This window comes from Streptomyces dryopteridis (assembly GCF_049606955.1).
Taxonomy (GTDB): Bacteria; Actinomycetota; Actinomycetes; order Streptomycetales; family Streptomycetaceae; genus Streptomyces.
The window spans coordinates 3,647,385-3,666,691 of record NZ_CP187113.1 but is presented as its reverse complement, the minus strand read 5'-3'; the positions used below and the strand labels follow the sequence as shown (position 1 = coordinate 3,666,691).

Annotated in this window: 14 protein-coding genes; 9 read left to right on the top strand and 5 right to left on the bottom strand. The window is 74.9% G+C overall.

The genetic code is table 11. The annotated features are described in order from the left end of the window. Nucleotides 1-53: 53 nt before the first annotated feature. A complete protein-coding gene (locus ACN20G_RS15695) occupies nt 54-2,129 on the bottom strand; it encodes an N-6 DNA methylase (RefSeq protein ID WP_424215526.1) in 2,076 nt (691 codons plus the stop codon). 347 nt (nt 2,130-2,476) lie between these two features. Here ACN20G_RS15695 and ACN20G_RS15690 point away from each other — a divergent pair, with 347 nt between their 5' ends. Together ACN20G_RS15690 and ACN20G_RS15685 are read left to right on the top strand one after the other, a co-directional pair. Further along, the gene (locus ACN20G_RS15690) at nt 2,477-3,385 is read left to right on the top strand and encodes a hypothetical protein (protein WP_424213402.1); all 909 of its coding nucleotides are present in this window, start codon (nt 2,477-2,479) and stop codon (nt 3,383-3,385) included. Between the two features lie 299 nt (nt 3,386-3,684). Next, nucleotides 3,685-3,858: an antitoxin gene (locus tag ACN20G_RS15685; RefSeq protein ID WP_424213401.1), complete on the top strand. Its 174-nt coding sequence runs from the start codon at nt 3,685-3,687 to the stop codon at nt 3,856-3,858. Nucleotides 3,859-3,981: 123 nt separating this feature from the next. Here the strand turns inward: ACN20G_RS15685 and mfd are convergent, their stop codons facing one another. Continuing rightward, the gene (gene mfd / locus ACN20G_RS15680) at nt 3,982-7,524 is read right to left on the bottom strand and encodes a transcription-repair coupling factor (protein ID WP_424213400.1); all 3,543 of its coding nucleotides are present in this window, start codon (nt 7,522-7,524) and stop codon (nt 3,982-3,984) included. Nucleotides 7,525-8,109: 585 nt separating this feature from the next. On the opposite strand from mfd, the gene ACN20G_RS15675 reads away from it, so the two are divergent. The 5 genes from ACN20G_RS15675 to ACN20G_RS15655 all read left to right on the top strand — a co-directional run bounded on the left by ACN20G_RS15675 (nt 8,110) and on the right by ACN20G_RS15655 (nt 14,431). Next, a complete protein-coding gene (locus ACN20G_RS15675) occupies nt 8,110-9,636 on the top strand; it encodes a DUF2079 domain-containing protein (RefSeq protein WP_424213399.1) in 1,527 nt (508 codons plus the stop codon). Between the two features lie 992 nt (nt 9,637-10,628). Further along, a complete protein-coding gene (locus ACN20G_RS15670; protein WP_424213398.1) occupies nt 10,629-12,497 on the top strand; it encodes an MFS transporter in 1,869 nt (622 codons plus the stop codon). A gap of 270 nt (nt 12,498-12,767) precedes the next feature. Then, nucleotides 12,768-13,202 (top strand): GNAT family N-acetyltransferase, encoded by a 435-nt coding sequence (locus ACN20G_RS15665; protein ID WP_424213397.1) that lies wholly within the window; start codon nt 12,768-12,770, stop codon nt 13,200-13,202. Further along, complete coding sequence (locus tag ACN20G_RS15660; RefSeq protein ID WP_424213396.1) at nt 13,192-13,773, top strand: hypothetical protein; 582 nt, start codon at nt 13,192-13,194, stop codon at nt 13,771-13,773. Before ACN20G_RS15665 ends, ACN20G_RS15660 begins: the two co-directional genes overlap by 11 nt. 154 nt (nt 13,774-13,927) lie before the next feature. Further along, nucleotides 13,928-14,431 carry a hypothetical protein gene (locus ACN20G_RS15655; RefSeq protein WP_424213395.1) on the top strand — a complete coding sequence of 168 codons (504 nt, stop codon included), beginning with the start codon at nt 13,928-13,930 and terminating at the stop codon, nt 14,429-14,431. 44 nt (nt 14,432-14,475) lie between these two features. On the opposite strand, the gene ACN20G_RS15650 is transcribed toward ACN20G_RS15655, so the two are convergent. Next, nucleotides 14,476-15,027 (bottom strand): hypothetical protein, encoded by a 552-nt coding sequence (locus ACN20G_RS15650; RefSeq protein ID WP_424213394.1) that lies wholly within the window; start codon nt 15,025-15,027, stop codon nt 14,476-14,478. Nucleotides 15,028-15,204: 177 nt separating this feature from the next. Between ACN20G_RS15650 and ACN20G_RS15645 the strand changes: the two genes are divergently transcribed. After that, nucleotides 15,205-15,747, top strand: a complete 543-nt coding sequence (locus ACN20G_RS15645; RefSeq protein ID WP_424213393.1) for a MarR family winged helix-turn-helix transcriptional regulator — start codon at nt 15,205-15,207, stop codon at nt 15,745-15,747. Nucleotides 15,748-15,932: 185 nt separating this feature from the next. Here the strand turns inward: ACN20G_RS15645 and ACN20G_RS15640 are convergent, their stop codons facing one another. Continuing rightward, complete coding sequence (locus ACN20G_RS15640) at nt 15,933-16,364, bottom strand: VOC family protein (protein WP_424213392.1); 432 nt, start codon at nt 16,362-16,364, stop codon at nt 15,933-15,935. A 171-nt stretch (nt 16,365-16,535) separates the two neighbouring features. Here ACN20G_RS15640 and ACN20G_RS15635 point away from each other — a divergent pair, with 171 nt between their 5' ends. Further along, nucleotides 16,536-18,065 carry an MFS transporter gene (locus ACN20G_RS15635; RefSeq protein WP_424213391.1) on the top strand — a complete coding sequence of 510 codons (1,530 nt, stop codon included), beginning with the start codon at nt 16,536-16,538 and terminating at the stop codon, nt 18,063-18,065. 260 nt (nt 18,066-18,325) lie between these two features. On the opposite strand, the gene ACN20G_RS15630 is transcribed toward ACN20G_RS15635, so the two are convergent. Beyond that, nucleotides 18,326-19,204, bottom strand: a complete 879-nt coding sequence (locus ACN20G_RS15630; protein ID WP_424213390.1) for a cellulose-binding protein — start codon at nt 19,202-19,204, stop codon at nt 18,326-18,328. Nucleotides 19,205-19,307: the final 103 nt, after the last annotated feature.

Genomic DNA, 19,307 nt, shown 5'->3' with positions numbered 1-19,307 from the left:
CCGTCCCGAGCAGCGGGACGAGGCGGGGCGGGCACGCGCTCCGCGCCGACGGCCTAGTCGGGGGTGACGGTGCCGTCGGCGAGGCCGTCGTGGAGGCCGCGGACGAGTTGTTCGCCGAGCCGGCCGGCGAGCCGGAGGGCGGCTTCGAAGGCGGCGAGTTCGCGGAACCGGGCGCCGTAGCGGGCCTGTTCGGCGAGCGGCAGGCGGGGCACGGTGAGCCGGCGCACGTCGAGGCGGGTGGCGGTGGAGGCGTGGCTGCTGGCCTGGCGCCGGTTGGTGGTGCCGCGCAGGAAGCCGGCGAGGAACCAGGGGTCGAGGGCGGCGGGGTCGGGGCGCAGCAGGTGCAGGTTGCGGCCGAGGACCGCGCCGGCGTCGGCGTCGTCGGCGACGCGGACGGCTCCGCCGCCGCCGAGCGTCGGCAGGATCACGTCCCCGGCCCGGACGAGGACGGGTTCGTCGGGGCCGGGTTGGAGGGTGCCGGAGGCGGGGGCGCCGGCGTGCAGGTCGTGTTCGGTGAGGACGACGGGGTCGGTGGTGCCGGGCGGGGGGCTGCCGGCGCCGGTGCCGGTGCGCAGGACGAGGGCGCCGGCGCGGGCGAGTTCGCCGATGGTGCCGGAGGAGAACCGGGCGGGTCCGGCCGGGCCGTGCGGGCCGGCGGCGGGGGTGGTGGGGGCGGCGGGGGCGAGGTCGGCGGCCAGGGCGAGGGTGCGGTCGAGGCGTTCGCGCACGGCGTCGAGTTCGTCGACGCCCCGGGTGTCGCCGGCGGCGGGCAGGTGCCGGGCGGGGGTGAGGTCCACGTCGTCGTCGAGGAGTTCCACGACGGGCACGCGCCGGCTGAAGCCGGGGGTCTCGGCGCCGGCGGCGGCGCCGGGGCCGTGGCCGGCGTGGGTGTGGGCGGTCCAGGTGTCGAGGACGGCGGTGTGCAGGGCGGCCCAGTCGGCGCGGTCGCGGCCGTCGGCGGTGAGGCCGGCGGCGTCGATCAGGAGGAGGTCGGCGGGGGGCGGGCCGCCGGGTTCGGGGCGGCGCAGCACCCACAGGTGCAGGGGGATGCCGTAGGGCGGGGCGGCGCCGGGGGGCAGGGCGATCACGGCGCGCAGGGCGCCGCGGCGCAGCAGGTCGGCGCGGATGCGACGGCCGGAGCGGCGGGCGGCGACGGCGGGCGGCATGAGGAGGACGGCGGTGCCGCCGTCGCGGAGCCGGGCGAGGGCGTGCTGGACCCAGGCGAGCTCGGATTCGGTGCGGGCGGGGAAGCCGTACTCCCAGCGGGGGTCGTAGGCGAGTTCCTCGTGGCCCCAGCCGCGTTCGTTGAACGGGGGGTGGCACAGGACGGCGTCGGCCGCGAGGTGGGGGAAGGCGTCGGCGCGCAGGGCGTCGCCGGCGGCGACGTGCAGGGCGACGGCGGGGCCGGGGCCGGTGGCGGGGCCGCTGTGGGCGAGGGCCAGGCGCAGGGCGGTGAGGGCGGCGAGGTCGGGGGCGAGGTCCTGGGCGTGCAGGGCGACGGCGCCGGGCACGGCGCGCAGCAGGGCGCCGGTGCCGCAGGCGGGGTCGAGGACGGTGCGGGCGGCGGGGCCGGCGAGGGCGGCCATGAGGGCGGCGGGGCCCTCGGGGGTGAGCGTGTACTGGCGCGGGTTGGCGTCGAGGTGCCGGCCGAGGAGGAACTCGAAGGCGGCGCGGGCGCCCTGGAGTTCGGCGGCGAGTTCGGCGGCGGCGCGCAGCAGGGGCATGTCGGCGGGGCCGAGGGCGTCGACGAAGGGGCCGAGCGGGTGCCGGGGGCCGAGCCGGTCGGTGAGCACGCGGGCCAGCTGCGGGGGCAGCAGTTCGGCCATCCGCGGGTCGGGGTGCGCGGCGAGGGCGGGCCAGTCGGTGGGGCGTTCGTGCACGAGGAGCAGGGCGGCGCCGGCGGCGACGAGGGCGGGCACGGCGCCGTCGGGGCGGCCGGAGATCTGCTGCCAGACGCGTTCGCGGAGCGGGACCTCGGCGAGTTTGCCCTGGCCGCGCAGCCAGTCCTCGACCTCGGGCAGGGCGAAGGAGGGGCTGGTGTCGGTGCCGCCGACGGGGCGCGGGAAGTCGGCGTGCCGGCGGCGCCAGTTGCTGACGGCGGCGCGGCCGACGCCGGCGAGGCGGGCGATCTCGGCGGCGGTGACCTCGGGGACGCCGGGGACGGGCGTGGGGGTGGGCGGCGCGGGGGCGGGTCGGGCTCCGTCCGTGCGCGTTCCGTCCGTCGCGCCCGCTGAGTGCTGTGGCACTGGCTGCTCCCTGCTTCCCCTGGTCGTCTGCTGTGACAGCGAGCATACCGAGATGGTGCCACTCGATCGATTCACGGGCGTGAACCGGCTCAACTTTGTGAACCGTGTTGACTCGGTTCACAAGATCTGTTCAGATTGCCCATGTCGCACCGCTCCTCCCAGGAGGCGGCGGCGCCCACGCCGTCACCACCCGTGTCCCCGTCCCCCGTCGCGAGAGCAGGCCACCACCCATGTCCCAGCAGCCCTACGGACAGCAGCAGCCCCAGCAGCCCTACGGTCAGCCCCAGCCCCCGTACGGTCAGGGGCAGCAGCAGCCCTACGGTCAGCAGCCCCCGTACGGCCAGACCCCGCCCCCGCCGCCGTACGGTCAGGCCCCGCAGGCCCCGCACGGGCAGCCGCCGCAGCCGCCGCGAAAGCGCAAGAGCTGGTTCGCCCGGCACAAGGTGCTCACCGCGATCGGCGTCATCGCGGCCATCGGCATCGTGGGCGCGGCCATCGGCGGCGGGGGCGACACGGACAAGGACACGACCTCCGCCTCCGTCTCCGGCGACGGCGGGAAGAAGGACGGCGAGAAGAAGGGCGGGGACAAGGGCGGCGACAAGAAGGACGAGGGCAAGAAGGTCGCCATCAAGGGCAGCGCCACCGTCGAGGTCGGCAAGGACGTCCAGCCCGGCCTGTACCGCAGCACCGGCAACAAGGGAACGCTCGGCTGCTACTGGCAGCGCGCCAAGGACGCCACCGACGAACTCGACGCGATCCTCGCCAACGACAACGTCACCGGCACCGCCTACGTGCAGATCAAGGCGAGCGACAAGTTCTTCAAGTCCCGCGGCTGCTCCGGCTGGGAGGCCGTCGACGCCGACGCGGCCCCCACCGGCACCCCGGCGACCACCGTCAAGGGCGACGGCGGCACCTTCCGCGTCGGCCACGACATCGCCCCCGGCACCTACAAGACGGGCGGCCTGGCCGAGGGCACCATCGGCACCTGCTACTGGGAGCGCAGCAGCGCCGCCGGCGACGGCGGAGTGGACTCCATCCTCGCCAACGAGAACCTGGAGGGCTCCGGGATCGTGACGATCAAGGCGGGCGACAAGTTCTTCAAGACCACCGGCTGCCAGGACTGGACGAAGACCGGCTGAAGGACGGAGCCCCCGTCCCGCGCCGGCCTCCTCCCGGGGACACGGACCGCCCGCCCCACCACCCGCCCCACCGAGCCGCCCCGCCCGCCGCGCCCCGCCCGACCGGGCCGGCCGCGCCGCTGACCGCCCGGACCGGACCCGACGCCGCCCCGCACGGGGGTGGGCGGCGCCGCCCGGTCCGGGCCCCGGGGCCGGACCACCCGTCCGACGCGCGCGCCCACCCGATCGCGCGTAGCGTCGTGAACGGGAGGCCGGGGGGACTAAACGTGTTGAACCGGGGCAGTGGAAAGGACCGCGCGATGGGACTGTGGGACAAGCTCACCGGCCAGGGAAAGACCAAGGCCAAGGAGATCTCCGACAACGTCGAGGCCGAGATCAACGAGCGCACCAAGGGCAAGTACGCCGATCAGGTCGACAAGGCCCAGCAGACGATCGAGGAGCGCACCGGGATCGACGACGACCCCACGAGGTAGCGCCCCGCACCACCCACGCGACCGGCCCGGCCACCCCGCCGAAGGGGTGCCGGGCCGGCGCCGTGCACGAGGCGGGACCGGGCGAGAGAGCAGGGCCCCGCCCCGCCTCAACCCGTCCCGTCCCTACGACAGGACCTGCGTCAGGAACTCCCCGGTCCACGCCAACAGCTCCCGCCCGACCAGCGGCTTCCCACCGATCTTCGCGGTCTTCGGCCGCGGCACCAGCACCGTCGACGTCGCCGGCTTCAACACCGTTCCCGGGTACAGCCGCATCAGCCGCAGCTCCTGCGACTCCCGCAGCTCCACCGGCCCGAACCGCACGTTGTTGCCCTGGAGCGTGATGTCCGCGACCCCGCACGAGCGGGCCAGCATCCGCAGCCCCGCCACCAGCAGCAGGTTCTCCACCGGCTCCGGCAGCTTGCCGTACCGGTCGGTCAGCTCCTCGCGGACCGCCTTCACGTCCGCCTCCGTGGCCGCCGCCGCGATCGACCGGTACGCCTGGAGCCGCAGCCGCTCCCCCGGCGCGTAGTCATGCGGCACGTGCGCGTCCACCGGCAGTTCGATCTTCACCTCCAGCGGCGGCTCCTCCGCCGGCCCGCCCTCCAACGAGGCCCGGTAGTCGGCCACGGCCTCGCCGACCATCCGCACGTACAGGTCGAAGCCGACCCCCGCGATGTGCCCGGACTGCTCCCCGCCCAGCAGGTTGCCCGCGCCCCGGATCTCCAGGTCCTTCATGGCCACGTACATGCCCGCGCCCATCTCGGTGTGCTGCGCGATCGTCGCCAGCCGCTCGTGCGCGGTCTCCGTCAGCGGCTTCTCCGGCGGGTACAGGAAGTAGGCGTAGCCGCGTTCGCGACCGCGCCCGACCCGGCCGCGCAGCTGGTGCAGCTGCGAGAGGCCGAAGTTGTCGCCGCGTTCCACGATCAGCGTGTTCGCGTTGGAGATGTCGATGCCGGACTCGACGATCGTCGTCGACACCAGCACGTCGAACCGCTTCTCCCAGAAGTCCACGACGACCTGCTCCAGGGCCTGCTCCGACATCTGCCCGTGCGCCGTCGCGATCCGCGCCTCCGGCACGATCTCCCGCAGCCGCGCCGCCGCCTTGTCGATGGACTCGACCCGGTTGTGGATGTAGAAGACCTGGCCCTCGCGCAGCAGTTCGCGTCGGATCGCGGCCCCGATCTGCTTCTCCTCGTACGGGCCGACGAAGGTCAGCACCGGGTGCCGCTCCTCCGGCGGGGTGGTGATCGTGGACATCTCGCGGATGCCCGTCACCGCCATCTCCAGGGTGCGCGGGATCGGCGTCGCCGACATCGTCAGCACGTCGACGTTGGCCCGGAGCTTCTTGAGCTGCTCCTTGTGCTCCACGCCGAACCGCTGCTCCTCGTCGACGATCACCAGGCCCAGGTCCTTGAACCGGGTCTCCTGCGAGAACAGCCGGTGCGTGCCGATCACGACGTCGACCGAGCCCTCCTTGAGGCCCTCCAGCGTCGCCTTCGACTCCGTGTCCGTCTGGAACCGGGACAGGGCCCGCACGTTCACGGGGAACTGCGCGTACCGCTCCGAGAACGTCCCGAAGTGCTGCTGCACCAGCAGCGTTGTCGGCACCAGCACCGCGACCTGCTTGCCGTCCTGCACCGCCTTGAACGCGGCCCGCACCGCGATCTCCGTCTTGCCGTAGCCCACGTCACCGCAGATCAGGCGGTCCATGGGAATCGTCTTCTCCATGTCCTCCTTCACCTCGGCGATGGTGGTCAGCTGGTCGGGGGTCTCCGCGTACGGGAACGCGTCCTCCAGCTCCCGCTGCCACGGGGTGTCCGGGCCGAAACCGTGCCCGGGGGCCGCCATGCGCGCCGAGTACAGCTTGATCAGGTCGGCCGCGATCTCCTTCACGGCCTTCTTCGCGCGCTGCTTCGTCTTCGTCCAGTCCGCGCCGCCGAGCCGGTGCAGGGTCGGCGCCTCGCCGCCCACGTACTTCGTGACCTGCTCCAGCTGGTCGGTCGGGATGTACAGGCGGTCGCCGGGCTGCCCCTTCTTCGCCGGCGCGTACTCCACCAGCAGGTACTCGCGGGTCGCGCCCTGCACCGTGCGCTGCACCATCTCCAGGTAGCGGCCCACCCCGTGCTGCTCGTGCACGATGTAGTCGCCGACCTCCAGCGTCAACGGGTCGATGGTCTTGCGGCGGCGCGTCGGCATCCGCCCCAGGTCCTTCACCGCCGAACGCTGCCCGGTCAGGTCCGTCTCCGTGAGCACCGCCAGCTTCAGCCCCGGGTGCACGAACCCGGTGTCCAGCGCCCCGCACGACACCTGCACGAGCGCCGGCGCCAGCGTGGTCAGGTCCGCCTCCAGCCGGGCCGGGATCCCCTCCCCCGACAGCACCTCCACGGTCCGCGACGCCGGCCCGTGGCCCTCCGTCACGAACACCGTGTGCCAGCCCTCGCCCAGCCGCCCCTTGGTGTCGGCCAGCGCCCGCGCCGTGTCCCCGCGGTACGCCTCCGGGGCCTGCATGCCCAAGGTCAGGGTGTCCCCGCCGGCGAGCACGTCCTCGGCGTCCGCCGCGAACGGCGACACCGACCACCACATCATGCCCAGCTCACGCGCCCGGTCCCGGACGTCCGCGATCCCCCACAGCGAGGCCGCGCCCACGTCGATCGGCGCGTCCCCGCCGCCGGCCGTCGCCGCCCACGAGGCGTGCAGGAACTCCTGGCTCGTCGCCACGAGGTCCGAGGCCCGCGTCCGCACCCGCTCCGGATCGCACACCACGGCCATCGCCCCGGCCGGCAGCACGTCGAGCAGCAGCTCCATCTCGTCCACGAGCACCGGGGCCAGCGACTCCATGCCCTCGACCGCGATCCCCTCCGCGATCTTGTGCAGCAGTTCGCCCAGCTCGGGATGGGCCTCGGCCAGCTCGGCGGCCCGCGCCCGCACCTCGTCGGTCAGCAACAGCTCACGGCAGGGCGGCGCCCACAGCCCGTGCTCGGCGATCTCCAGCGAACGCTGGTCGGCGACCTTGAAGTACCGGATCTCCTCGACCTCGTCGCCCCAGAACTCGATCCGCAGCGGGTGCTCCTCGGTCGGCGGGAACACGTCGAGGATCCCGCCGCGCACGGCGAACTCCCCGCGCTTCTCCACCAGCTCCACGCGCGCGTAGGCGGCGGCCGCGAGCGAGCCGACGACCACGTCGAGATCCACGGACTGCCCCCGCTGCAATGCCACCGGGACGAGGTCCCCCAGCCCCTTCACCTGCGGCTGGAGCACGGACCGGATGGGCGCGACGACGACGGACACCGGGCCCGTCCCCGCGTCCCGACCCTCCGCGTCGGGGTGCGCGAGCCGCCGCAGCACGGCCAGCCGCCGGCCCACCGTGTCCGACCGCGGGCTGAGCCGCTCGTGCGGCAGGGTCTCCCACGCCTGGAAGTCCACGACCCCGTCGGCCGGCAACAGCGAGCGCAACGCGGCCGTCAGGTCCTCGGCCTCCCGGCCGGTGGCGGTCACGGCCAGCAGCGTCCGCCCGGTGGCCCGCGCGAGGGCGGCGATCACGAAAGGACGCGCGGCGGCCGGACCCACGAGGTCCACGTGCGACCGCCGCCCGTCACCGGCCGCCACGACGGCCTCGCTCAGGGCGGGGTCCCGGGTGACGGCGTCGAGGAGTCCGTGCAGGCTCATGGGAAGGCTTTCCGTCGGGTCGCCCGGGGAAGGGCGAGGGCATCGGTCGGGACCCGGGCACCAAACGACCACGAACCCCAGGGGCAACGCGAACGACCCGACACGTCACACGTGCCGGGGTTCCCCACCCTACGCCGCGACCCGCACCTCCGGCGCGCCGAATCACCCCGCCCCCGTGGGGGCCGGCCGCGGGGCCGGCCGTGGCCCCTGGGGCGGCCGTCCCCGCGTGAAGGTGTTCGGGGGCCGTTTCACCGGCCGGGACGTGGCGGGATCCGGCCGGGTCCAAGGGTGGGGATCGGGGTGCCGAACGCCCCGAATCACGGACACGCCGACGCGGGTGCGGGGCGGACGGTCGCGTTGTGCGGTAAGGGGCGTCGTCGACCGCACGGCGTCCGCGTCGCCCCCGCACGCGCGGGTGCGCGTGCGGGTGCGACGTGTAGGGTTCGAGCCCGCTCCGTTGGCGGATTGTCGTTTTGTCGGTTTCTCTGGCCCTCAGGCCGCCGACACCCCAGAGCCACCTCCCGCGACGCGGCCCGCACGACACCGCCCGTCCGCCCGTGCCCGAGGAAGGCCACCCGTCCCACCATGTCCGACCCCCGCACCGCCGCCGTCCCGCCGGACTCCGTGCCGCCGTCCCCCACCGGGCCCGCCGACACGCTCCCGGAGCCGGCCCGGTCACGGGGCGAGACCACCCCCGACGCCCGCGCCGCCCGCGCCGCGCACCGACGCGAACGGCTGGGACGGCGGGGCCCGTGGGTGCTCGGCGGGGTGTTCTTCGTGCTGTACGCCGCCATGTCCGTTCTGCGCTACCTCCGCATGGAGACCATCTCCTGGGACCTCGGCATCTTCGAGCAGGCCATCCGCGGCTACGCCCACCTCGGCGCGCCGATCGTGGACCTGAAGGGCCCCGGCGCCAACGTGCTCGGCGACCACTTCAGCCCGATCACCGCCCTCGTCGCCCCCTTCTACCGGGTGTTCCCCTCCCCCGTGACCCTGCTCGTCGTGCAGGCCGCGCTCTTCGCGCTCTCCGTCGTGCCCGTCTCGCGCGCCGCCGTGCGCGCGCTCGGGCCGGCGACCGGCCTCGGGATCGGACTGGCGTACGCGCTGTCGTGGGGCGTGCAGCGCGGCGTGGACTTCGACTTCCACGAGATCGCCTTCGCGATGCCGCTGCTCGCGTTCGCCCTGGAGGCCCTGCTGCGCGGGCGCCCGCTGCGGGCGTTGGCGTGGGCGTTGCCGCTGTTGCTCGTCAAGGAGGACATGGGGGCGACGGTCGCCGCGCTCGCCCTGGTCGTGGCCTGGCGCAGCCGCCGCACCGACCAGCGGGCCACGGCCGTGGCCCTGGGCACGGCCGCGTTCGCGCTGCTCGCCGCCGTGCTGATCTTCTACGCGATCGTGCCGCACTTCGCCCTGCACGGCACGTACGACTACTGGAACAAGCTCGACCACGGCGACGCCGGCCCCTGGGCCGGGCTGGAGACGAAACTGCGCACGCTCGGCTGGGTGCTGCTGCCCACCACCGGCCTCCTCGCCCTCCGCTCACCCCTGCTCCTGGTGGCGGCGCCGACGCTGGGCTGGCGGTTCGTGTCCGGGTTCGACCACTACTGGGGCACGGACTGGCACTACAGCGCCGTGCTGATGCCCGTCGTGTTCCTCGCGCTCGTGGACGCCCTCCCCGCCGCCCGCGCCTCCGCCCGCCCGTGGCTGCGCACCTACGCCCGGCACCTCCCGGCCGGCGTGCTCGCCGCGTCCCTCGCCGTGACGGCGACCGCGCTCCCCCTGAACCGCCTCACCGAGACCGACACGTACGCGATGCCCGACCGCGTCGCCCAGGTGGAGCAACTGCTGGAGCGAATACCCGACGGCGCCACCGTCGAGGCCGACGCCGGCCCCCTCATATCCCGCCTCGTCGCCCGCTGCCGGGTCTTCTGGATCGGCGACACCCGGGGCATCACCCCACAGTGGATCGTCGCCGAGAACAGCGACCACCACCTCGACGCCGACCCCCTCTCCCACCCCCGCTCCCTGCACCCCAGGGCCCAGTACCGAGTGGCGGGCATGGCGGACCACACGATCCTCTACGCCCTGATCCCCCCAGGCGCCCCCACCCCATAACCCCCGCCCCCGCCGTCTGCGGGCGAGTACGGGGCGGGCGTGGCCGCCTGCCGGCGGCGGGCAAGTCAAAGGCGTTTCCCGGTGGCGGCGGGGAGGGGGCCGGGGGTGGGGGTGCGTGCCCGAGTGCGGCCCGGTTCGGGCTGGTGTGGCCGCCTGCCGGCGGCGGGCAGGTCAACAGCATTTCCTGGTGGCGGTGGGGAGGGGTCCGGGGTGGGGGCGCGTTCCCGTCTGCAGGCGAGTCCGTGGCTGCTGTGGCCGCCTGCCGGCGGCGGGCAGGTCAAAAGCTTTTCCCAGGGGCGGCGGAGGGGGCCGGGGGTCAGGGGCCGTAGCCGTCCGCAGGCCCGCACGCGGCCAGGGCAGGTCCCCAGCACGCAAAAGGCTCGGGAAGCCGACCGGCGATCCGTTCCACGAACCCGGACCGCGCGTGGCCACGCCCCCCCCACCGCACCAACCCACCATCACGCGCGCCTACGGCCCGAAACGGCCCGGGTCACCCGACACTCGGGCCCGGCCCGACCCAGACCGGGGGCCCGTCGGGCCCCACACCACGAACCCACCGGCACCCGGGCACCCACCGACACCCCGCACCCCTCCCGGCCGCCGCCGGGAAACGCCTTTGACCCACCCGCCGCCGCCAGGCGGCCACCTCGGCCAGGGCCCCACCCGCACTCGGGCGCGAGCGCTCGGGCGGCACGGCCCCACGCGGGGCGCGAGCCCCACCGCCGCGACGGCCCGCGCTTCGGGCGGGCGTGAGGTCGCGCCGGTGTCGGCCCGGCACCCCCGTGGGCGGGCCGACGCCGGCGGGGTCCAGTGAATCGGTGTGGGGGCGGGGTGGGCGTCGTCCGGGGGGAGGACGGGGCACCGGGCCGTTGGGTGGAGGGCGGGCGGGCGGTTGTCCGACTCGTGGACGAGGCGGTCTCGGGGATGTCGGGTTCGCGGGGGCGGTGGCATGGTGTTCTCCGGGGATCCGTGCACAGTGAAAGGACTTCGACGTGGATCAGGGGCGGGCGAAGGACGACAACACGGCGCGCACGACCGGGCGGAACGGCGCGGCCGACCCTGCGGGCGGCACGGACGGCCCCGCTCTCGGGCCCGCTCCCGGCGCCGTCGCCGCGGCCGTCGCCTCCGACGCCACCGCCACCGCCGCCCTGCCCGGGCGGGCGCTCGTCGCCGCGATGATGCTCGGGATGGGGCTCGTCGCGTTGGACGGGACGATCGTGTCCACCGCCGTGCCGCAGATCGTGTCGGACCTCGGCGGGTTCGCCGTGTTCTCGTGGTTGTTCTCCGGCTACCTGCTCGCCGTGACCGTGACCCTGCCCCTCTACGGCAAGCTCTCCGACACCTTCGGCCGGAAGCCGGTGCTGGTGTTCGGCATAGCCCTGTTCCTTCTCGGGTCCGTGCTGTGCGCGTTCGCGTGGAACATGTACGCGTTGATCGTGTTCCGGATCGTGCAGGGCCTGGGCGGCGGCGCGCTCCAGGGCACGATCCAGACCCTCGCCGCCGACCTCTACCCCCTGAAGGACCGGCCCAAGATCCAGGCCCGGATGTCGACGGTGTGGGCGGGGTCCTCCGTCCTGGGGCCCTCGCTCGGCGGGTTGTTCGCCTCGCACGCCGGCTGGCAGTGGATCTTCCTCGTCAATCTGCCGATCGGCGGCTTCGCCCTCTGGCTGTTCCTGAGCCGCCTGCACGAGCCGGTGCGCGAAGCCGCAGGCGCGGGCGCGGGCACGGGGGTCGGGCGGGCGCCGGTGGACTGGGCCGGGGCGGTCGCGGTGTTCGCGTGCGGCGGGACGTTGTTGTTCGCGCTGGTGCAGGGCGGCACGGCCTGGGCCTGGGGTTCGACGCCGTCGCTGGCCGTGTTCGGGGCGAGCGCCGTGCTGGCGGGGGTCGTGGTGTGGGTGGAGCGGCGGGCGGTGGAGCCGATCCTGCCGGGGTGGGTGTGGCACCGGCGGCCGATCGCGGCGGCGAACGTGGCCCTGGGCGCGCTGGGCCTGTTGATGGTGGCGCCGACGGTGTTCCTGCCGACGTACGCGCAGGCCGTCCTCGGTCTCGATCCCATCGGGGCCGGGTTGGTGATGGCGTCGATGACGTTGACGTGGCCGATCTCGGCGGCGCTCGCGCAGCACGTGTACCGGCGGATCGGGTTCCGGGACACGGCGGTGGTGGGGATGAGCGCGGCGTGCGCGTGCCTGGTCGCGTTCACGCTGCTGCCGCATCCGGCGAAGGTCTGGCAGGTCGTGTTGATCATGCTGCTGTTGGGCGGGGCGCTGGGTCTGTTCCAGTTGCCGCTGATCGTGGGCGTGCAGTCGACGGTGGAGTGGTCGCGGCGCGGGACGACGACGGCGTCGGTGCTGTTCTGCCGGCAGGTCGGGCAGAGCGTGGGCGCGGCGCTGTTGGGGGCGGTGGCGAACGCGACGTTGGCCACGAGCCTGCTGGCCGCGCCGATGGCGGGGCTGCCGGGCAGTCTGGACGACGTGACGCGGGGGTTGACGGACCCGGCGCCGGGCGAGGAGCTGTCGCCGGCGGCGGCGGGGTGGCTGCGGGAGGCGGTGACGGCGGCGATGGACCACATCCAGTGGGGTGCGGCGATCGCGGCGGTGGTGGCGGTGGTCGCGTTGCTGACGATCGCACCACGCCGCTTCCCGATCCTGCCGGACCCGGGGACGGAGCCGGGGACGGAGCCGGGGACGGAGCCGGGGACGGGCACGGGGACGGGGACGGACTCGGGGACGGGCACGGAGCCGGGAGCGGCGTCGGGAGCGGGTACCGGCACGACGACGGGCGACGGCGCGGGCCCGGGCGCGGGCCCCGGCACGGGCACCGGCACGGGCACGGGGTCGGAGCCCGCGCGTACGGGGGCCTGACGCGGACCCGCCTCCGGGCCTGACGCGGGCCCGGCTTTGGCCCGGTTCCGGGCCCGGCTCCGGCCCGGTGCCGGGCCTGACGGCCGTCCGACGAAGGCTGCGTCCGCCGTCCGACGGGGGCCGGGGCCGCCGTCCGACGAGGGCCGCGTCCGCCGTCCGGCGAGGGTGCGGCCACCCCCAGTCCGCCCCGCCCCGTCGGGTGCCCGCCGGGGTGCCCGGCGGGGTGGAAATGGGTCGTCCCGGGGACGGCCGGTCTGTTTACATGCGGCCATGACGACCACCGAGCTGCCCACCGGCCACGAGATCTCCGCCGACCCCGACCGCCTCGACCGGGCCCGCGTCCACGCGTGGCTGTCCGAGGACGCGTACTGGGCGCTGGGGCGGACCCGGGAGAAGCAGGAGCAGGCGATCGACCACTCCCTCAACTTCGGGGTCTACGACCGGGCCGACGGCTCTCAGGTCGGGTACGCGCGGGTGGTCACGGACCTCGCCACGTTCGCGTGGCTCTGCGACGTGTACGTGGCCCGGGAGAGCCGTGGGCAGGGGCTGGGGCACGCGTTGGTGGAGGCGGTCCTCGAACACTTGGCGCCGTACGAGCTGCGCCGCGTCATGCTGGCCACGGCGGACGCGCACGGGGTGTACGCCGTGTCCGGCTTCGTGTCCCTGGACGACCCGGGCAAGTGGATGGCGCGCGGTGTCCAGTAGCACCGGGGAAGCCTCGGGCCCAAGCGCAGGCCAAGGCCGGGGCCGGGCGTCGGCTCGGGACGAGGCCCTGGTCCGGTTCGAACGTCTCGCTCGGGAACGGGCCTTCGGCCTGGACGTCGGGTCGGACCGGCTGATCTTCGCGGGCCCGGACGTGCTGCTCGCGGACGTGGACAGCCCCTCACTCGCCCTCTTGGCCGGTCTGACCCGCGCCGAGGAACCCGCGGCGCGCGCGCTCTTCGACCTGGTGACGGAAGAGTCGGTGCTGTCGTTCCGGCCGCCCGAGGATCCTCGGGAGCGGCGGTGGGCCCTGGCGCGGTGGATCGCGGCCCGGGTCGTGGACGGGTCCTGGGACCCCGCCGCGGGCGTGTTCACCCTCGCGTTCGAGATCGGGGAGGACCTCGGGCGTCCCGGGGAACTCGCGCGGCTCGTCGAGTGCGCACACCTCATGGAAGCCTGGGACTGGGGTGAACGCCCGCGGAACACCACCCACGAGCAGTGCGTGCGGGAGGCCGTCGAAGCGGCACGGCGTTTCCTGGAACGGCGGCCGGCGACGACGACACCCGCGCACTGACCTGCCCTGCCCGACCCGCCCCGACCGGCCGCCGTTCGCCCCGGGGGCTCCCGAACCCCGGATCCGGTCATGTCCGGTGCGGACAGGGCCCGTTCGCGCCGTTTCGGCCTCCGCGTCCTGACGGCGTGAAAGTCCTCGGCGTTATGCTCCGCGCATGGGACCCCTGAAGCCGAATCTCATCGAGCTCGTGGTCGGCCTGATCGCGTTCGCGGGCGTTTTCCTCTTTCTCGCCAGGGTGTTGCTGCCCCGGATCGAGCGCACTCTCAAGGACCGTGAGGCCGCCACGACCGGCGCGCTGGAGCAGGTCGAGGGGCTCCGGTTGCGGGCCGAGGACGTGTTGGCCGCGTACCGGGCGGAGTTGGGCGCGGCCCGTCACGAGGCGGCGCGGATCCGGCAGGCCGCCCAGGAGGAGGGGGCCGCGCTGCTCGCCGAGGTGCGTGCGGAGGGGCGGCGGGTGCGCGAGGAGATGGTGGCCGAGGCCGCCGTGCGGCTGGCGGCGGACCGGGTGATCGCCGAGGCCGAGCTGCGCGAGGACGTCGTCGGGCTCGCGACGGAACTCGCGGGCCGGATCATCGGCGAACCCCTCACCGACCTCGATCGTGCCCGCGCCGTCGCCGACGGGTTCTTCGCCGAGACGGACGCGAACGCCGGCGACTGAGCCGCGTGCGCCGCGTCCCGCCCGGAACTCCCCGGGCGGGCCCGTCATTCGTCCACAGGGTGTGGGTGCGGGGCGTGGGGGTGTTCCGCGAGGAGGCCGGTGAGGAGGTCCCGGGCCCTGAGGGCGGATGCGTGGTCGCGCAGGGGCAGGGGGACGCGGATCTCGCGCGGGCCGGGGCGGCCCGGGCGGCCCGAGCGCACGACGCAGACGAGCATCAGGAGGCTCCCGCGCGGGCTGCGCAGGACGGGTTCGACGTGCATCAGGTCGCTCCACGGCATGCTGATGGGGGCGCCGGGGGCGAGGACGGTGAGGGCCTCGGGGTCGGCGGCCACGACGGCGATGCGGCGGGAGCGGAGCACGAGCACGGCCATGGCGAGGGCCCACAGGAGGGCGGCGACGGCGAAGGGCGCGAGCCAGGGGACCGCCGTGCGCCACAGCGCGAGCACGACGCCCCCGGCGATCCCGACGGCGAGGGGGACGAGCATGCGGCGGGTGCGCGAGGTGAGGACGAGGTGGGCGGAGAACTCGGCCGGGTCCCGGTCGGCCTCGCCGAAGGGGCCCCCGGGCCCCGGCTCGCGGCCGTCTTCGAAGCCCATGCGCACCGTCCCCCCGTCCGCGTCCGCGTCCCACGTCACCGTGCCCGAGTGACCGGTCTACCCGGGGCGCACGAGCGGAACGCCTGCTTCCGGGCGCGCGGGCGAGGGGATGCGGGCCACGCAATTCCTCTGCTTGCTTATGATCCGCAACGGACCCATCCGCCCTAGACTGGCCGCATGACCGCTCTCGTCCCCGCGCACGCCACCCCGCCCGCCGGCACCGACGCCGACGCCGGCACCGCCGACACCCGCACCGACCCCGACCTGTCCTTCCTCCTCGACCGGACCGGCCACGGCCTGCGGTCGCGGATGGCCTCCGCGCTGGGCGAGGTGGGGCTGACGGCACGGATGCACTGCGTGCTCGTGCACGCGCTGGAGGAGGAGCGGACGCAGGCGCAGCTCGCCGAGATCGGGGACATGGACAAGACCACGATGGTGGTGACCGTGGACGCGCTGGAGGCGGCCGGCCTGGCCGAGCGGCGGCCGTCGGAGCGGGACCGGCGGGCACGGATCATCGCCGTGACCGAGGCGGGGGCGGAGCTGGCGGTGCGCAGCCGGGAGATCGTGGACCGGGTGCACGCGGAGGCGCTGGGCGCGCTGCCGGAGGACGAACGGGCGGTGCTGGTGCGGGCGTTGACCCGGCTCGCGGAGGGTCACCTCGCCGCACCGACGGAGGCCGCACGACCGGCACGACGTGCCCGCCAGAGCGCGGCGGGCTGAGCGCCGCCCCGCGAGCCGCCGCCCCACGAGCCGACCCGCGAGCCGACCCGCGAGCGGCGCGACCACCTGCCCCGCCCCGACCCGAGGCGAAGCGGGACGGGGCGGGCCGACCCGAACCGGGGCGGACGCCCGGCGCCGGTGCCGGATCGGCGGACGGCGACACCGACGCCCGCCCCGGCGCGCGGTCAGCAGAGGCAGAACTCGTTGCCCTCGATGTCCTGCATCGTGATGCAGGACTCGTTCTCCTCGTCGGCGCGCTGCGTCAGCACGTGCTTGCCGCCGAGCGCCGTCAGCCGTGCGCATTCGGCCTCCAGCACGGCCAGGCGCTCGTCGCCCACGAGCCCGGCGCCGGTCCGCACGTCGAGGTGCACCCGGTTCTTGACGACCTTGGCCTCGGGAACCCGCTGGAAGAGCAGGCGGGGGCCCGCACCCGAGGGGTCGGTGCACGCGAAGTAGACCTCGTCCTCGGGCGGCAGCGAGCGGTGCTGCTCCTCCCACGTGGCGAAGCCCTCCGGGACGGGCGGTACGACGTACCCCAGCACCTCGCACCAGAAGAGGGCGAGACGCGCGGGCTCCGCGCAGTCGAAGGTCACTTGGATCTGCTTGATCGTTGACATCGGCGCACGATAACAGGGGCCCCGCACGCCCTCCCGAGCCGATGAGGCACCCCCGGAACCGGAGCCGCACCCTCCATAAAAGAACGTCAGAAATAGATAGTCTGCAACGGAACTATCTACTAGTGTTCTTCCTGTCGCCCCGCCCCGCGCCCCGACAGGAAGCAGCCGACGATGCCCTCCGCCCCGAAGACCACCGCCACCGCCACCACCCGCAACACCCCCGCCGCCCCCTCCCCCGCCGCCCTCTCCTCCCGCGCCAAGGCCCTCGCTCTCGGGGTGCTCTCCGCCGGGCTGCTCACGGTGATCCTCGACGGCAGCATCGTCACGGTGGCCATGCCCGCCCTCCAGGCCGACCTCGGCTTCACCCCGGCCGGCCTGAGCTGGGTGGTCAACGCCTACCTGATCGCCTTCGGCGGGCTGCTGCTGTTCGCCGGCAGACTCGGCGACCTCATCGGACGCAGACGGATGTTCCTCGCCGGCACCACCCTGTTCACCGGCGCCTCCGTCCTCGCCGGGTTCGCCGGCTCCACCGAGGTCCTGATCGCGGCCCGCTTCCTCCAGGGCGCGGGCAGCGCGATGGCCTCCGCCGTCAGCCTCGGGATCCTGATCACCCTGTTCACCGAGGCCCGCGAACGGGCCCGCGCCATCGCCGTGTTCAGCTTCACCGGCGCGGCCGGTGCCTCCATCGGGCAGGTCCTGGGCGGGGTGCTGACGGACGCGCTGAGCTGGCACTGGATCTTCTTCATCAACGTGCCGATCGGCGCCGTGATCCTCGGCCTGACCTTCCTGTCCCTCCCCGACGACCGCGGCCCCGGCCTGCGGGCGGGCGTGGACCTGCCCGGCGCGCTCCTCGTCACCGGCGGCCTGATGCTGACCCTGCACACCGTCGTCGGCATCGAGGCGCACGGCGTCGGCTCCGCGCGCACCCTCGGTCTCGGCGCGCTCTCCCTCGCCCTGCTCGTGGGCTTCGTGATCCGGCAGGCCACCGCCCGCAACCCGCTCCTGCCGCTGCGCGTGCTGCGCTCCCGGGCCGTGGCCGGCGCGAACCTCGTGCAGGTCCTGATGATCGCCGCCCTGTTCGGCTTCCAGATCCTCGTGGCCCTGCACCTCCAGCAGGTGTCCGGGTACGGGGCCACCGCGACCGGCCTGGCGATGCTGCCCGCCGCCCTCGCGATCGGCGCGGTCTCCCTGGGCGTCTCGGCCCGCCTGATCGGCCGCTTCGGCGAGCGCGCCGTGCTCCTGACCGGGCTGGTCATGCTGGTGGGCGTGCTCGGGCTGCTGACCCGGGTGCCGGCGCAGCCGAACTACTCGACCGACCTGCTGCCCGTGATGCTGCTCGCCGCCGGCTTCGGCCTGGCGCTGCCGGCCCTGACGGGCCTGGGCATGTCCGGCGCCCGCCCCGAGGACGCGGGCCTGGCCTCCGGCCTGTTCAACACCACGCAGCAGATCGGCATGGCCCTGGGCGTCGCGGTCCTGTCCACCCTGGCCTCCGGCCGCGCCGAGACCCTGACCGCCGCCGGCGCGACCCGCGCCGAGGCGCTGACCGGCGGACACCACCTCGCGTTCGGCGTCGGCGCCGGGCTCGTACTGGCCGCGCTGCTCGTCGCCGCGACGGTGCTGCGCGACCCGGCCGGGACCCGACCCGCGAACGAGGACACCACCGAGGCGCCGGCCACCACCCCGCGGCCGATCACCGCCTGACCCCGACCCGACCACCGCCCCACGAACGCGCCGGCCCGACGGACCCACGGGGGAGTCCGCCGGGCCGGCGCCCGTCCGCGTTCCCGACACCCGTTCCCGACGGCGGGCGGTCGAGGACGGGGGTCAGTGCCGCAGCCGCGCCCGCGGGCCGTCCACCCGGAGCCGGAACCCCTCGATCGGCTCACCGCCGCCGAAGGGCTCCGACCACGGCCCCCACCCCTACGGCACGACGCCACCCGCCGGCCCGCTCGCCGGTTCGGTCACTGTTCGGCCGGGGCGCGGCCCGTGAGGGCGGCCAGGCTGGCGCGGACGTGGCTCATGTGGGCGCGCATCTCGTCCTGTTGGGCGCCGTGCTCGCGCAGCAGGCGTTCCGTCTCGCGGCCGATCCGCTCCTCCTGCACGCGGGCCTGCGAGAGCATCTCGGCCGCCCGCGCCTCCGCGTCCTCCTGGCCGTGCCGGGCCTCCTCCTCGGCCTGCGCGAACGCGCGCCGGGCCTCGGTCAGGCGGGCGTCGGAGTACGCCTCCAACTCGGTGTGCCGGCCTTCGAGTTCGGCGCCGCGCGCGGCGATGTCGCGTTCCGCCGTGTCCCACCGCTCGACCTGTTCGGCCTCCCGGTCGGCGAGGAGGGCGTCGGCCCGGCGGGCCGTCTCGGTGAGCGCGGCCTCGGCCTGGGCCCGCCACTGCGCGGCGTCCTCACGGGCCTCCGTGCGCAGGTCCTCGGCCTGGCGCTCGGCCCGCAGCAGGTCCTGCCGGGCCCGCACCTCGGCCCGTTCCCGCACCGCCTTGGCCTCCTCGCGGACGCTCTCGGCCAGCCGGTCCGCCTCCGCCTGCGCCACCGCGTACGTCCCCGCCCCGTCGGCGCGGGCCTCCATCCGCAGCATCTCGGACTCCTCCTGGGCGAGGGTCAGGATGCGGCGGGCCCGGTCGGTGAGTTCGTCGTACGTCTGCGGGCCGAGGTTCGCGATCCGCTGCGCGAGGTGGACGGACTCGGCCTCCAGCCGGGCGATCTGCTCGCGCAGCCGCGCGACCTCCGCCCAGGCGTCCTCACGGCCGGCGTTCAGCCGGGACAGGTACGCGTCCACCTGATCGGCGCGGTAACCGCGACCGCGCACGATCGCCAGACCTCCGAGCGGGGACATGGGTGCACTCATCCTGACAGCGCCTCTCTCGCGGGGGGACTCGCGGCGACTCGCGGGGGGTTCTGGTCAAGGATGCGCCATTTCGGCGCCGAAGCCGTAAATG

Bases quoted from the DNA above. Each gene is read 5' to 3' on its own strand.
- ACN20G_RS15690 (WP_424213402.1), top strand. From the start codon at position 2,477: ATGTCCCAGCAGCCCTACGGACAGCAGCAGCCCCAGCAGCCCTACGGT.
- ACN20G_RS15685 (WP_424213401.1), top strand. From the start codon at position 3,685: ATGGGACTGTGGGACAAGCTCACCGGCCAGGGAAAGACCAAGGCCAAG.
- mfd (WP_424213400.1), bottom strand. From the start codon at position 7,524: ATGAGCCTGCACGGACTCCTCGACGCCGTCACCCGGGACCCCGCCCTG.
- ACN20G_RS15675 (WP_424213399.1), top strand. From the start codon at position 8,110: ATGTCCGACCCCCGCACCGCCGCCGTCCCGCCGGACTCCGTGCCGCCG.
- ACN20G_RS15665 (WP_424213397.1), top strand. From the start codon at position 12,768: ATGACGACCACCGAGCTGCCCACCGGCCACGAGATCTCCGCCGACCCC.
- ACN20G_RS15655 (WP_424213395.1), top strand. From the start codon at position 13,928: ATGGGACCCCTGAAGCCGAATCTCATCGAGCTCGTGGTCGGCCTGATC.
- ACN20G_RS15650 (WP_424213394.1), bottom strand. From the start codon at position 15,027: ATGGGCTTCGAAGACGGCCGCGAGCCGGGGCCCGGGGGCCCCTTCGGC.
- ACN20G_RS15645 (WP_424213393.1), top strand. From the start codon at position 15,205: ATGACCGCTCTCGTCCCCGCGCACGCCACCCCGCCCGCCGGCACCGAC.
- ACN20G_RS15640 (WP_424213392.1), bottom strand. From the start codon at position 16,364: ATGTCAACGATCAAGCAGATCCAAGTGACCTTCGACTGCGCGGAGCCC.
- ACN20G_RS15635 (WP_424213391.1), top strand. From the start codon at position 16,536: ATGCCCTCCGCCCCGAAGACCACCGCCACCGCCACCACCCGCAACACC.
- ACN20G_RS15630 (WP_424213390.1), bottom strand. From the start codon at position 19,204: ATGTCCCCGCTCGGAGGTCTGGCGATCGTGCGCGGTCGCGGTTACCGC.